This is a genomic window from Pleionea mediterranea, assembly GCF_003148745.1.
In the GTDB taxonomy this organism is placed as follows: domain Bacteria; phylum Pseudomonadota; class Gammaproteobacteria; order Enterobacterales; family Kangiellaceae; genus Pleionea; species Pleionea mediterranea.
Genome location: NZ_QGGU01000013.1, coordinates 48281 through 61740, shown reverse-complemented (window position 1 = coordinate 61740; position 13460 = coordinate 48281). Strand labels below are relative to the sequence as shown.

Genomic DNA, 13460 nt, shown 5'->3' with positions numbered 1-13460 from the left:
TCGAAACTCGCTCTTTTTTGTAGGTAATATCTGACACAGAAAAGGGTAATAATCCATAACCAGTTTTATTTGTAGCTTCTATACTTCAAGCTCATAAGAAGGAATTATTTTTGGAAGGTTATTTTGAGCCGTAAACCCCGATTGTTATTGATGACTGTTGCTCTGTTTGGCTGGGCCAACCTGTGTTTTTCTGTGTCGGAATTAAATGTGGATTTTGCCGATGAAGAATTTGCCCGCTATTTTTCTAACATTCAAAGTGCTTCGCTGCAGGAATCTGAGCTTTTTCTCGATAACTTGAACCAGCACCTAAAGCTAAAACCAGCACAACAACAAACCTGGTTGCGCTTTAAAGTGACGTTTTTAGAGCAGATTGAACAACGGCAGCAAAAACGCCTAAAGCTGAAAGAGATTAAATCCTTAAATAGTGTTGATACCCTTACACTTCGATCCAGTCATCTGGAAACCCGACTCAAGGAAACTCAAACATTGCTCGCTGTGATCACGCCTTTTTATCAACAGCTCGATGGCGAACAGAAAACGCAGTTTGATAAAGTGATGCAACATCTGTGGTTTAAACGACGCAATCATCGATAAAACCCGCAAGTTATCGTAAACTAGCGCCTTTATTCACCAATTGTTGAGCCGTTGTGAACAATTCTGATCACACTTTAGATACTTTGGGACTGCGCTGTCCGGAGCCGGTAATGATGATCCGTAAAAAGATGCGCGAATTGTCATCGGGCGAAAGCCTGACGGTTATGGCTGATGATCCATCAACCCAAAGAGACGTCCCGAAATTTTGCCAGTTTATGGATCATAAACTGCTGGATCAGCAGCAAAAAGAGAATCGGTTTATTTTTGTTATTAAAAAAGCCTGATCAATCAGAGGCTGGTTTACCTGATGTATCAGGCTGAGATAACTGGCTCAGGTATTTCTCCGCTTTTTTCGGCAGCAGATTTAATCGCTCCGGATCGCAATCAGCAAACGCAATCACCCGTTTATCCATCACCTTAAACCATAAAGGCGGCACATAGGCCAGCAAAAACATGGCGTAATAGCCGGCGGGCAATTGTGGAATTTCTTCAAAATTGCGCAATGCCTGAAACCGTCGCATGGGATTGGCATGATGATCGGAGTGGCGCTGCAAATGAAACAGACTCCAGTTCGATAATAAAAAATTACTGTTCCAGGAATGACGCGGCTGGCAGCGCTCGTATCGTCCATTCGGCTGCTTTTTGCGCAGTAATCCGTAATGCTCAATGTAGTTTGCCGAAGTTAGCTGAAAGCCACCCCATAATGCTGTTAACAACAAGAAAGGTAATACTGACCAACCGAGCCACAGGGTCAGAGCGCCATAAATAAAGGTGGTCAGTAACAGGCCCTGGATCACTTCATTATCCGGGTGCCAGAATGAATGCCCTTTTCGATTCAGTCGTTGTTTTTCGAGCCGGCAGGCACGGACAAAAGCCCCCGGGTATTCTTTGATATAGAAACCGTAAATGGTTTCACCCAGTTTTGATGATGCCACGTCGTCCGGTGTCGCCACTTCGGTGTGATGGCCGCGATTATGCTCCACATTAAAATGGCCGTAAGCGCTCAGTGATAATGCAATTTTGGCCGCCCAACGTTCACTTAAGGATCGTTTGTGCCCCATCTCATGCCCGAGATTTATGCCGTAACCGCAAATAAATCCATTCACCAGCAACACCGCCAGCCAACCGGACCAGCTAAGTGGGTAACTGCTTACAAACCAGGCGGTAAAGGCAAATCCGAACAAAAGTACCGGCACCAGTAAAAAGGTGATCCATCGATAATAAACATCAGCCTCAAGCTGCGGCACAATCGATTCAGGCGGATTATTGCTGTCTTCACCAATAAACCAGTCTGCCAGTGGGATCAGCAGGTAAAAAATCGCCATGGGGATCCACAACATCCATTCTTTACCGCTTTCGATATACAGCAAAGGCCCGAGCAAGGTTAGCAGCGGCACCAGTACCGACAACAACCAGAGCCAACGCTTTTTATCAATGTAGGTGTCACCGTTTTCGGCAACGTACTGCTTATTAAATCTGGGTGAAGCAAATGGATTAGCAAATGACATAACAGTCCTCCGTTGAAGATATTTTGACCAAATTTGCCGCTTCGGGCAAGCGCTTATCGTTGGCCTTTTGCGTCTTTTTTATCGTCCTTAATCAGCGTAAACTGGTGTGACTGGGCTAAATTACTTCCAACCATCACACAGGAGCAAGTTATGACGGATATCAACAAACTGGCTCAACAACTGGAAGATGAGTCATTACCCCCTGTTGAAAAATGGAACCCTGACTATTGCGGCGATATCGATATGGTGATTAAGCGCGATGGCAGCTGGCATTATATGGGCACACCCATCGGCCGCAAAAAACTGGTGAAGCTGTTTTCTAATGTGATCCGCAAAGACGATGATAAGTATTATCTGGTGACGCCGGTTGAAAAAATTGGCATTACCGTTGAAGACGCGCCTTTTCTGGCGGTGTTAATGGATGTGGAGCAGCAAAACGGTACACAACAGTTAATTTTTACCGATAATGTGGGCAACCGTTTTATTGCCGGAAATGATCACCCTATTCGCGTTAAAGTGGATCCAAATACTCAGGAACCTTCACCCTACATTCGAGTAAGGCGAAATCTGGACGCATTGATCAGCCGCAATGTGTTTTATCAGATGGTGGAACTGGCGGATCAACAAACCACCAATGACTCAACCGAGCTGACCATTAAAAGCCTGGGCGAAACCTTTTCGCTGGGCAGGGTTAATTAACCAACTTTGCTAAAAAGTCACCACTATCATGATCAAATTTACATTTAAAAAACCACCGACGTTATCTTTATACTGTTACTCGATTGGCTTTATTATTATCACCTTAACCATGTTGCATCAGTTTGCACAATGGCAACTGCTCACGGTGGTGATCAATCAACAACTGTTTATGATAGGCGCCATTATTGTCGCGGTGGGCTCTTTGTTTAACTGGTTGCTGCCCCTGTGGAAGCAACACCTGTCCAATAAGCAACGATAATTTTTATGATGACTTCTATAATTTTTAACCAATACAATCTAAAAGGTACATAACCATGAACAATTTTGTCTGGGTAGATTTGGGTGTGGCCGATCTCGATCGCGCCGTGGGCTTTTATCACAAAGTATTGGATCGAAAACCCACCATTGAAACATTCGAGCAATTCCGTTTTGCCGTATTTCCACACGAAGGCAATGATGTATCGGGCTGCCTGGTGCCTAAAGATAATTTTCAGCCACTAACCGATTCCACGTTAATCTATTTTAACGTCAACGGCCGTTTGCAAAATGCTGTGGATCAAGTTGAGGCTGCCGGGGGTAAAGTTATTGAGCAACCCCATTCGATTGGCCCGCACGGCAGTCGTGCGATTATTAAAGACAGTGAAGGCAATACTGTTGCCCTTCATTCCGAAGAAACTGTACAGCTGTAATGGTATCAAAATTTAATAAGCCAGAGGATGGCACTGAAATTATTTTAGCGACGCCCGATGATGATCCAGTAATCGATCCCGAAACAATTTCCAAGTCGACAACAGAGTTAAAAACCGACTCAAACACAGACTTTGAAATCGATTTAGATACTGTTCCTGATCCTGAAACATATTCTGCTAACCACTCTGATCTGGAAAAAACTCAAAGCTCAGAGTTTTCCTCTAAATCACCCTCAAAATCATGGTGGAAAAAAAAGCGCTGGCTCTTGCCATTTATCGTATTAATAACGGGTCTAATTTTACCGAACCATTGGCGCATACCGGTTATGGGTGCAAACAGTAATGACTGGCATCCAAAAACCTTTTGGTATGAGCCCTGGGGCAGCTCGATCACCCATAAAGGCATTGATATTTTCGGTCCGTCAAATACACAGGTTGTCGCCGCGAATCATGGATTGCTGTTATACCGTGGTGAATTTGCCAAAGGCGGCAAAGTAGTGGTGTTATTAGGCCCTGAGTGGAAAATACATTACTACGCCCATCTAGCTTCCTTTAATACTGATCGATGGTTTTATCAATCCGGCGATCCATTAGGCACTCTGGGCGCAACCGGCAATGCGAAAAATAAACCGCCGCATCTGCATTTTACGGTATTCAGCTTGCTCCCATATTTTTGGTACGCAGATGCCACTACTCAAGGCTGGAAAAAAATGTTTTACTTGGATCCTAATCACTATCTGATAAAGAATTAATATGAAATTATCTTTTCGCGCATTACTGTTTTTATTCAGTGTTAGCTTGATGGCCTGCAGTCAATTACCCAGCTCATCTTTGGCAGACTCTACCTCTCCGTCTAACCATCAACCGCCACAGTCCACTGAATCAAACCATCGCTCATCCAGCAGCCGCTTACCTTATGCATTGGGCGCCATCACACAGCAACAATTGTTTGATGCTTACCCAACATTCTCTAAGGCTTACCAGCAATATCAGGTAACACCCGAGGATCGTTCAGCGTTGCAACAATTATCACAGGCCACCGAGTTAGTGATTGTATTTGGTAGTTGGTGCCATGACAGTCAGCGAGAAGTGCCGCGGATATTAAAGCTGATAGACAGCGCTAATAATACAGCCATAAAAACCACCCTTGTTGCCGTCGGCTACAACAAACAAATTCCTGAAGCGGCCAATCCTCATCGACTGGCTATTCAATATACGCCAACAATATTTGTTATCGATCAACAAGGCAAAGAGCTTGGCCGCTTTATAGAACGACCGGATACCAACTGGGCCGCGGATATTACTGCTGCTATAAATCAGTGAAGTTAATCTAAGGTTATTTTTAACGAATTTTTATAGTAAATAACACCTGATAACAATGGAAATACTGAAGCAATCAAAGAAAACAATAATGTAAATGTTTCACTCATTGTTATTAAACTCAAAGCAATAAACAGAATAAGGTACAAGACGCAACTCAGCAAAATAGCGCGCCTTAAACAATAACGATGGTTAGATTTAAGCAGTTTTAAGCAACTTGGGCATGAAAACTTATCTTTAATAATAAGCGTACTTATATGCTCTTTGCATAAAGGGCACTTGACTCGGTGGTGCAAACTTACCACTGGCAATTCCGAAAAAAGCATTAGTCGTTATTCAACTTATTATTCAATTTTTCATAGCCAATTTTTTTCGTCCCAGTTGGCTTCATCCCAAGTAAGATTTGGATCAGACACTTCTTGACTTGAACTTGATCCGCCACAATTTATTATTGACAATAAGATAATTGCAATACATGTTCGCTTAAACCAAAAACTTGATGAAATCTGTTTCACAATAGCCTCCTTCTTATGCTTCATAACTTATTCGGCAACCGGATACCATTAAATTAGAAACGGCTTGTGTTCGCTGAATCCAGAAACGAACATAGTACATATATTGGTTATTATCGATCACGGCGTTTTCCACTACACCATCTTCATCATTTAGTCGACGTAAACCAGCCAAAGATCCTGCTGTTGTTAAGTCGATATCCACTATTTCTTCATAAATTCCAGGCGACATGCCCTCTTCTAAACTAACTCGCATTAACAAAATGCGGCCACCGCTAAAGTTAGCCGTATTATGATTATCCCGAACCAGGCAATACATATCAGTAACCGTAGCGCCTTGCCTTAATACTATAGGTGCGAAAACAATATCCGTTAGATCAGTAGAATTGTACATGCCTGAAGAATTGATTCGTAAATTTGGATATCCGGCATTGTTTACAGACGCAACATTGACTGGATAAATATAGGATTGTGTTTCATTGATTGCTGCAATTGCATTGGTGTTTGCCGAAATTGCTGTTGAATTAGCACTAATGGCAGAGCTGTTACTCGCCAAAGCCGCTTCGTTCGCAGTGATTTTAGTGTGATTGTCATTTACAGCCGCTTCCACCGCCGTAAAATTCTCATTCACTTCACCAGCCCTTGCAGGTGTACCGGCAACAAATGTATTGGGAATGTCGACTTCTGAAGCAATTATTGCTGTAGATAAGCCAACAAGTATTAATAGTTTGGGGTATTTCATTTTACAGCCTCCTTTGCTTTGGGATTTTTAATTTACTCCTTTTCAGTAAAATTGTTCAATTAATATTCAGTAAAACGGCTTAATTTTTTATAGCTAATTGAGATTAAATATAATGATTTTAGCCCTCATTCATAACGAATAACAATGAAGCGACAACAAGTAGATGTCGACTTACCTCATCGAGAGTATTATTCATATTGTTTGATTGGCTTTTTAAGTCCTTTAAATGCGCCAGCACCCAAGTTTTTTAAATAGTCGAGAACGTCTACATATATAATATTTCCATCTTCATTTTTATTCGCAATGAAAAAAATAATATTTACTAACTTCAACTGATATATTACTCAAGCAACTCGTTTGTTCCCAATACTTTAAGTTGGCTGGAATTTCTTCACCTTTATAGACATCCATAACGTCAATAATAAAGTAATTCCTGGAATATAAATGCTTCCCATTATAATCATCTACAGGTTTCTTTTTCGATTGAGTAATTTTACCGAAGAATACAACATCATTATTAATTACCGCGAGGAGCAAACATAATAATAGCCATACCAATAAGTGCTACACCTGATCCAACAAGATCCCAGACAGTTGGTCGTATGCCATCAATTAACCACAGCCAAAGAATTGCCATAAAGATATACACGCCACCGTATGCTGCATATACTCTGCCAGCAGCAGTGGGATGTAATGAAAGTAACCAGGCGAAGGCTGCCAGACTTAGAGCGGCAGGCACTAACAGCCAGGCCGATTTACCTTCACGTAACCATAGATACGATAAATAACAGCCGACTATTTCTGCTAGTGCTGTCACTAAAAATAGACCGACTGTTTTAAATTCTGGCAAAACGTTGTTCCCTTGTGTTTTAGCGCTATGTTTTAAATATTATTTATTTTCAACATTTTTATTATTTTTTATGCGCCATTAATATTTTAACTGCATCATGATGTTGCTTACTTTTTGCTAGATCCAGAGCTGTAAACCCGCGTTTATTTTTTAATTCTGTATTGGCACCTTTATCTAATAAGTATTTTAGTGTACCTAGCTTACCCAGATAAGCTGCATCCATCAGTGGTGTATCACCATTATTGTTTGCAATATTCAAGTCCGCTCCGGCTTCTACTAAATACTTTATCAGAGTTATATTATTGGTACTCCAACCAGTGATGATTAACGCTGTATCGCCAGCATTAGTTTTAGCGTTTATATTGGCACCGTGTTGTAACAACTGCTTAACACCATTCAATAAAACATCGTCTTTAAGAAAATTCGCAATATACAAAGGAAGAACGGCACTGTTTTTAGGAAACATCTTTTCTTGCTTGTTAACAGCTTGCTGTAGTATTACAAAATAGTCTTTTCGTCTATTTTGTAATACAAAGTCAAATAAAGACACTTTATCGATTATAATTGAGAAGTAATCGACCCCATTCTCAATCAGTTGTGTAGCGTAGTCGATACGATTTAGTTTAACCGTTTGATAAAAAGCTTCACTGAGTATTTCTTTATCAACTAATGCTTTTTCAATATCAGCCTTACCATTTACCTTATACGCATTAATCGCTTTTTCAAAAGAATCATTATTATCATCCAAGATTGCATCAATAATCGCATGCTTTGGTATATTAGCTACTGCTGTATTTTTGACGACCGATTTAAGCCACGGGTAAATGGTAGAAACTCGGGTATAATATTCTAATACACCATAGTGACCTTCTTTCTTCCCGTTACCCACCTGATACGAGCTAATACCGATCACATAACGCTCGCTGTTTAATTCAACAAAGGCCGGACCACCACTATCACCTCTCGAACTAATCCCTTCTAAAGGAGTTGCTGCTTTTTCCGGAGCAGTAAATTCAAAACCAATTACATATTCGTTTGCGTCCATAACGGTATTTGTGGCACCACGTTGTTGAAAATCGTCAGTAATCAAGCCATCACGCCCATTACCGTATGTGCCTCTGCCAACAAATATTACCGGCTGACCAACTTCATTACTTTGTTGATACAGCTTGGCTGGCAAACCGTTCATTATAGGATCCTTTAATTGCACCATTGCAGCATCGTATTGCTCGTCATTGTTACGATTAAACTTAGGATGAATTATTATTGTTTCGACTCTGTATTTCTGCCCCATGTGTTTTGCATAAAAAATATTATCTTCATTCCCTTCAACACAGTGAGCTACCGTTAATAACCAATTTTCATTAATTAAAGTTGCTGCACAACCAGCAACATAACCCACCGAAGGCGAATACTGCTCCCCCAGCTTAAGATACTCTTTATCATCCACATCGTGCCGAATGACAATGGCATTTGCATATTGGCAGTAAGTAATGGCGGCTAAAACTATTGCAATAATTTTCTTCAATGTACTTTCCTATTTTTTTATTAAATAACCCATAATGACAAACTAACCACGACATGCAGCAGGTAAAAACTTATTTTCTAAATCTGTTTTATTTATACCTACCGCTTCCATTCCATCGACAGGTTTATCATAACCACACAACCAAGATATAGGACTTTTAGGACTGCCTGTAACAACTGCAGGCCTAAATGATAGTGTTTTTCCCCTAAGCGGTGCCGCTATCTTGTTACCCATTGTGATATGAATTGCTCCAGCTTCTATTACCACGCCAGTAATACGATTACCAATTAACAGATTTGAAGCCGGTAGTCCTGCCATTTCGTTATCTTCTGGGAATTCCAACTTATCAGCATAGTAGTTTGTGACATTTTCTTTCATCGAACCCGCCATACTGATTGCCTCAACAACTTCACTGCGTTGAATATAGTCCTGATAAGCTGGCAATGAAATTGAAGCAAGAATTCCAATTATAGCAACCACAACCATCAACTCTATCAGTGTAAATCCTTTAATGTGCTTCATATAACATCTCCTATTATAAACATTGGTGAATAAGCACTTATAATGAAACAAAAAATTGCCACAAGTATAAGTGAAGCAATAACAACAGAAACAACTTTCATCTGTGCTTCACAATTATCTAACAATCTTTTTAACTCAATATCTATTAGTGCACTCATTTCGACTGATAGATTCAGCTTGGTTTTTTTAATTGAGTTTAAATGATCGATGATTAAATTTTTATTTTGATTACCAACACCTCTTATTTCTTGCAGTGGAAAAAGAGCTATTTCAACTATACGTAAATATGACGTCTTAATTCTTTTAAATAGTAAGTAATTAAATAACACTCCACGCTCTACATCTTCTGTAAATTGAAGCAAACTTCGTATTTTAAGTCCTATAATTAATGCTGATATAAATAACAATAAGATTATTAGAACAAAATAAATCCAGTACTGCTGATAAAGTAAAATAGATTCGGGTAATTCCAAGTTGAAGTTTTTAAATGCATCGATAAAAGAAGGCAAAACCTTTAGATGATAAACACCAGCAATACTGCAAAACACTATAAATATTACAAATAAATATGAAAACACCCGCTTAAACCTTTTAGGGATTTCAAAACTATTGTTTAATCTTAGATCTTTATAAATATCAATGACTTTACGAGCTTTGGATGGATCTTCTATCTGCTCTATTTTATTGATAATTAATTTTGGCAATCCTCTGATAGGTTTATTACCACTATACACTTCACATATTTTTTCATTCTTAACCCGCTTAATGCACTCTCTAATATGCTCATTGTCTTTACAATCAACGCTGGATTTTCGACATATATAGCCAAACAAGTCCCATGTCATAATTTTCTCCGCACTTAACTACCTACTTATTGTTTTATTTTAATACTCAAAAAACTTTAACATTTAACTTACTGCTGCTTATTGTTTACCTTAGAAAAATTATTAAGCAGTTTTTTAAAGTCTTCCCATTTTTTATCTTCGTAAAAATCAATATCAATTGCATAACGGGGATGACTGGATAAGCTCTGATTCAACATCTGAATAAACTCTTCTCGATCATGTATGTAATACACAAGCTCCTTTAGATTATTTCCTGTTCGACTATACGCATGACGCAAAATGCCTTCTTTTTCTATATCTTTTTGAATAGTATCTTCCAGCATCAACATTTTTTTATTCTCTTCCTCTAATGGCATTCCATTATTACTGGTGCCATCATACTTCCAGGATATCACTGTTAGCCAAGTTAGTTTTTCCCGGATAGCTTTCGAGGGTAGCTCATTGACGAATTTAAAAATTACAGGTGCACCATCTTCGTAGGTTTTACCAATAACCCCAAGCTTCTCTTGCGCACTAATACTTGTTGCTATTAATAAAATGGTCGTTAGAACAAATTTGAACGATATTTTCATTATTAATCCGTTTTCAATTTTTATTAATCACCAAACAATGTGGAGGAACCATCACTGAAAATACCACCGTCCGAACCGCCGCCGGATTTCTTTTTTCCTGATGAAGACACTTTAACTCTTGTAGTTTTGGATTCGGTATTATTGATAGTGCCACAAAATACACATTGGGTATGATCTTTACCCACGTGCAGCGGTAGTTCCTTATCACAACTTTTACATTTATTAAGTTCCATTATAAATCGTCTATTCCTTAGCTATTTAAAAATACTAATATTTAAAAACAAAGCCACTGATTACTCAATGGCTTTAATACTTCTTCCGTGTTATAAAAAATCATTTAATATATTTTGCGATCAACTCTGGCTTTTTAATTTGATGGAGCTCACTTCCCTTAGCGCCTTTTCTTTGAATAATACCATCCTTTGAGAATAGCCAAATAATATTTTTACCTTTATTGGCAATTTCAATTTCATATTTAAAAATAGGCAAACGTTTTAACAATACCTTTTCTCTCTGCTCAATCATTTTAACGATTTTTTCAGCGTCTTCTGGATCGCTAACAACACCTCTTTTGACCTTTTTCTTTTTATCATAAATCACTATTTTAGGAGTAGGTTGAGTCATTGCACCACTCTCTATATTTGAGATCGAAGGTTTGCATGCCATTAAACAAAATACTGAACATACAATAACGCATAGCTTCATTAAATACTTCATAAACTATACTCCTTTTTGACGATATAATTGCTTAATGAACAATGACGAAATAAGCAATAAAAGAACCCAGTATATAGTACCGCCACCACTATCATTAAGCCTATCACCATCGCCAGAATCATCATTTCCTCCATTGTCTCCACCATCATTACCGCCGCCACTTCCAGCTTCAAGTGTAATTCCGGTTACAGCGTCTATCCAAGCTGTATCGGATCCTTCCGAAACACTTTCATCTTTTTCGTAACTCCAGCGAAGCTCATGAATGCCTGGTTCTAGATCAAACCGATATGTTTGCCAATCTGAATTTCCGGATACTGATAACATTTCTTGATTATCAATATAGAACTTAAAGAAATCGAATCCTTGCTCGCTCGATGTTTTCACGGCAAAAGATATGAAATTGCCAGATGATTGATCAAAATCATAAGTCGTTTGAATAGCTGATGTTTGTTCATCGTTAATTGTGCCTGACTTTAGAGATACAGATCCTTCATAAGTCTCGTCTGAGTTAATCTGCCAAGGCGCATTCGATGAAGCCGATGATTCCCAACCTTCAGGTATCTCACCGTTTGCCGTAAAAACTTCGTCACCAGAGTTAGTGACAACAATAGACGAACTTACGCTGACTGCACAGTTTGTGCTATCACTTACTACTGCAGTAACATTGCCCTGATAGAAATAATCATAAACAAATGAAGCATTTTCTCCGGCTGCATCTTCGACACCGTCATTATTGAAATCCCAACTAAAGTTGTAATTACTGTCAGAACCACCCGACGCGGTGACACTTGCATTCAAAGTTCCACCAAGCTCAAGGGTAGCCGCATCCAGTGTTACTTGCGCTGTTGGCGCATTACACCCATCGAATCCATCAACACTTGTCACCCCTGTATCGTTTGGGTCTAACCAAACTTTTAATTGAGTTGCTGCAGTATTGTTACCCAACCAATGAACGGCCATACGCCCATACCAGTCGGCTTCATCGGGAGCATCACAAGATGCTCCGCCACCTGTTAGTGTTCCCACCATACGCTTGTCTGCATTCCAGATTGCCGAACCAGATGAACCTGGCTCCGTTGTACCTTCATCCCAGGCGCCCACACGTAAATGTGTTCCATTTGCGTTACTCGCACTACTGCCGTATTGAGTGATGGTTAAACTGTCGTTTTCAAAACTGATTCGCTTTTCATGACCGGAAGGATGATGGATGGCAACCGCAGAATTTGGCGCACTTTCGGAAATATCCCAACCGGCCCAGTGTGTTTGAAAACTATTGTCTGGTTTTTCATCCAACTCAACCAAAGCAAAGTCTGAACCTCCCCATGCGGCACGGAATGAAGATCCCGATTGAAATTCTTCTAACTGACCATCAGCTTCGTTGGTATTCATATCGCATTGCGACGCTTCAAAATTCCAGTAGAACACTAGCGATGGTGCTGTACCTTGAGTAATACCACAATGATCGGCTGTTATAAAATAAGGTCTGCTTGAATTCACAGCACTATTAATCAAAGTTCCGGTACAAAGTCCGCTGCCATTAATTACAAACCGAGCAACAGAACGAATTTCATCACGCCAGTTGTCACCCTGTGGACACACAACATTAATATTACAGTCACCCGATTTAAGATCAGCGTTTGCATTAAAATCTCTGAATCCCTGATTAACCGATTTAATATTGAATCGCGTGTGTTGTTTCAATGAACGCGGCACATTTACTTCGATATTAAGTTTCTGATGGTTAAATACCGGTGTCCATATTTGGCCATGCTCTTTATTATAAGAATCATCAAACCGAACCACCTGCTTCATATCGCCACTGCTGAGATATATAACGGCACCTTGAGGTAAAAAGACATTGTCAAAACCGACATTAAGCGACTTTGCATTAATGGACTGTAGCGTTAATTGCCATACGGCTGTATCACCTACCTCACTCCATACGCCTTTGTCCACAATAGACGATTTAAACGCGACGGGTTTCGCAAACTCAAACGGACCAGTACCCGGCTTTTTAGCGCTTGCTGCTTTATTTAGAGCGTTTATATTAAGTTTAGGTAATCTATAAACGGGGGCGTCATTGACCAGGCTTTTATACCGGACACTTACTGGCTTCTGCTCCGTTGGTAAGGCATCCATTGTTACTATACGCTCGGCATGGGTTGACGACGACCAGCTAAGTGATAATAAAGATATTATTAAAAAACAATAAGTTAAGTGCTTTCGCATGACAAACTCCCTAGAGTATTGAAACAAGCCACATGCCGTTAATCAGTAGCGTTTAATCATGATATTAAGAATAACACCCACACCCAGTAAATAAAGTTTATTAATTACATGTTTTTGAAAACACTTTTAATTG

General features: G+C 39.6%; 18 protein-coding genes. 7 read left to right on the top strand and 11 right to left on the bottom strand.

Annotated elements, in window-relative coordinates; all coding sequences use genetic code 11:
- The first annotated feature begins 123 nt into the window (after positions 1-123).
- Positions 124-594, top strand: a complete 471-nt coding sequence (locus tag C8D97_RS16075; RefSeq protein ID WP_146196169.1) for a Spy/CpxP family protein refolding chaperone — start codon at positions 124-126, stop codon at positions 592-594.
- 53 nt (positions 595-647) lie between these two features.
- Entirely contained in the window at positions 648-878 is a 231-nt protein-coding gene (gene tusA / locus C8D97_RS16070; protein WP_109764821.1) for a sulfurtransferase TusA, read from the top strand.
- Here the strand turns inward: tusA and C8D97_RS16065 are convergent, their stop codons facing one another.
- Positions 879-2102, bottom strand: a complete 1224-nt coding sequence (locus C8D97_RS16065; protein ID WP_109764820.1) for an alkane 1-monooxygenase — start codon at positions 2100-2102, stop codon at positions 879-881.
- 150 nt (positions 2103-2252) lie between these two features.
- Between C8D97_RS16065 and C8D97_RS16060 the strand changes: the two genes are divergently transcribed.
- The 5 genes from C8D97_RS16060 to C8D97_RS16040 are packed head-to-tail and all read left to right on the top strand — an operon-like array spanning position 2253 to position 4813.
- Positions 2253-2801, top strand: coding sequence for a DUF1285 domain-containing protein (locus C8D97_RS16060; RefSeq protein ID WP_109764819.1), 549 nt, complete (start codon positions 2253-2255; stop codon positions 2799-2801).
- 28 nt (positions 2802-2829) lie between these two features.
- The gene (locus tag C8D97_RS16055; protein ID WP_109764818.1) at positions 2830-3060 is read left to right on the top strand and encodes a hypothetical protein; all 231 of its coding nucleotides are present in this window, start codon (positions 2830-2832) and stop codon (positions 3058-3060) included.
- Between the two features lie 55 nt (positions 3061-3115).
- Complete coding sequence (locus C8D97_RS16050) at positions 3116-3490, top strand: VOC family protein (RefSeq protein WP_109764817.1); 375 nt, start codon at positions 3116-3118, stop codon at positions 3488-3490.
- Positions 3490-4242: a M23 family metallopeptidase gene (locus C8D97_RS18470; RefSeq protein WP_245411479.1), complete on the top strand. Its 753-nt coding sequence runs from the start codon at positions 3490-3492 to the stop codon at positions 4240-4242. The genes C8D97_RS16050 and C8D97_RS18470 overlap by 1 nt, the downstream gene beginning before the upstream one ends.
- 1 nt (position 4243) lies before the next feature.
- Positions 4244-4813 (top strand): thioredoxin family protein, encoded by a 570-nt coding sequence (locus C8D97_RS16040; protein ID WP_109764816.1) that lies wholly within the window; start codon positions 4244-4246, stop codon positions 4811-4813.
- 353 nt (positions 4814-5166) lie between these two features.
- Here the strand turns inward: C8D97_RS16040 and C8D97_RS18215 are convergent, their stop codons facing one another.
- From C8D97_RS18215 to C8D97_RS15995, 10 genes are all read right to left on the bottom strand, one after another.
- Positions 5167-5325, bottom strand: a complete 159-nt coding sequence (locus tag C8D97_RS18215; protein WP_170115279.1) for a hypothetical protein — start codon at positions 5323-5325, stop codon at positions 5167-5169.
- Positions 5326-5338: 13 nt separating this feature from the next.
- Entirely contained in the window at positions 5339-6064 is a 726-nt protein-coding gene (locus tag C8D97_RS16035) for a hypothetical protein (protein WP_109764815.1), read from the bottom strand.
- Positions 6065-6581: 517 nt separating this feature from the next.
- Complete coding sequence (locus tag C8D97_RS16030; protein ID WP_109764814.1) at positions 6582-6914, bottom strand: YnfA family protein; 333 nt, start codon at positions 6912-6914, stop codon at positions 6582-6584.
- A gap of 61 nt (positions 6915-6975) precedes the next feature.
- Positions 6976-8364 (bottom strand): ankyrin repeat domain-containing protein, encoded by a 1389-nt coding sequence (locus C8D97_RS16025; RefSeq protein ID WP_170115278.1) that lies wholly within the window; start codon positions 8362-8364, stop codon positions 6976-6978.
- Between the two features lie 120 nt (positions 8365-8484).
- Positions 8485-8964, bottom strand: a complete 480-nt coding sequence (locus C8D97_RS16020) for a pilin (RefSeq protein ID WP_109764812.1) — start codon at positions 8962-8964, stop codon at positions 8485-8487.
- Positions 8961-9809 (bottom strand): hypothetical protein, encoded by an 849-nt coding sequence (locus C8D97_RS16015; RefSeq protein WP_109764811.1) that lies wholly within the window; start codon positions 9807-9809, stop codon positions 8961-8963. The genes C8D97_RS16020 and C8D97_RS16015 overlap by 4 nt, the downstream gene beginning before the upstream one ends.
- A gap of 68 nt (positions 9810-9877) precedes the next feature.
- Entirely contained in the window at positions 9878-10381 is a 504-nt protein-coding gene (locus tag C8D97_RS16010; protein WP_109764810.1) for a DUF695 domain-containing protein, read from the bottom strand.
- A gap of 23 nt (positions 10382-10404) precedes the next feature.
- Positions 10405-10566 (bottom strand): hypothetical protein, encoded by a 162-nt coding sequence (locus C8D97_RS18210; RefSeq protein WP_170115277.1) that lies wholly within the window; start codon positions 10564-10566, stop codon positions 10405-10407.
- Between the two features lie 148 nt (positions 10567-10714).
- Positions 10715-11098 (bottom strand): hypothetical protein, encoded by a 384-nt coding sequence (locus tag C8D97_RS16000; protein ID WP_109764808.1) that lies wholly within the window; start codon positions 11096-11098, stop codon positions 10715-10717.
- A gap of 3 nt (positions 11099-11101) precedes the next feature.
- Positions 11102-13327, bottom strand: coding sequence for a trypsin-like serine peptidase (locus C8D97_RS15995; protein WP_109764807.1), 2226 nt, complete (start codon positions 13325-13327; stop codon positions 11102-11104).
- Positions 13328-13460: the final 133 nt, after the last annotated feature.

What these genes read in the sequence shown, in the direction of transcription:
- C8D97_RS16050 (WP_109764817.1), top strand. Translation starts at nt 3,116, where the DNA reads ATGAACAATTTTGTCTGGGTAGATTTGGGTGTGGCCGATCTCGATCGC.
- C8D97_RS16010 (WP_109764810.1), bottom strand. Translation starts at nt 10,381, where the DNA reads ATGAAAATATCGTTCAAATTTGTTCTAACGACCATTTTATTAATAGCA.
- C8D97_RS15995 (WP_109764807.1), bottom strand. Translation starts at nt 13,327, where the DNA reads ATGCGAAAGCACTTAACTTATTGTTTTTTAATAATATCTTTATTATCA.
- C8D97_RS16000 (WP_109764808.1), bottom strand. Translation starts at nt 11,098, where the DNA reads ATGAAGTATTTAATGAAGCTATGCGTTATTGTATGTTCAGTATTTTGT.
- C8D97_RS16040 (WP_109764816.1), top strand. Translation starts at nt 4,244, where the DNA reads ATGAAATTATCTTTTCGCGCATTACTGTTTTTATTCAGTGTTAGCTTG.
- C8D97_RS16035 (WP_109764815.1), bottom strand. Translation starts at nt 6,064, where the DNA reads ATGAAATACCCCAAACTATTAATACTTGTTGGCTTATCTACAGCAATA.
- C8D97_RS16020 (WP_109764812.1), bottom strand. Translation starts at nt 8,964, where the DNA reads ATGAAGCACATTAAAGGATTTACACTGATAGAGTTGATGGTTGTGGTT.
- C8D97_RS16065 (WP_109764820.1), bottom strand. Translation starts at nt 2,102, where the DNA reads ATGTCATTTGCTAATCCATTTGCTTCACCCAGATTTAATAAGCAGTAC.
- C8D97_RS16060 (WP_109764819.1), top strand. Translation starts at nt 2,253, where the DNA reads ATGACGGATATCAACAAACTGGCTCAACAACTGGAAGATGAGTCATTA.
- C8D97_RS16015 (WP_109764811.1), bottom strand. Translation starts at nt 9,809, where the DNA reads ATGACATGGGACTTGTTTGGCTATATATGTCGAAAATCCAGCGTTGAT.
- C8D97_RS18470 (WP_245411479.1), top strand. Translation starts at nt 3,490, where the DNA reads ATGGTATCAAAATTTAATAAGCCAGAGGATGGCACTGAAATTATTTTA.
- C8D97_RS16055 (WP_109764818.1), top strand. Translation starts at nt 2,830, where the DNA reads ATGATCAAATTTACATTTAAAAAACCACCGACGTTATCTTTATACTGT.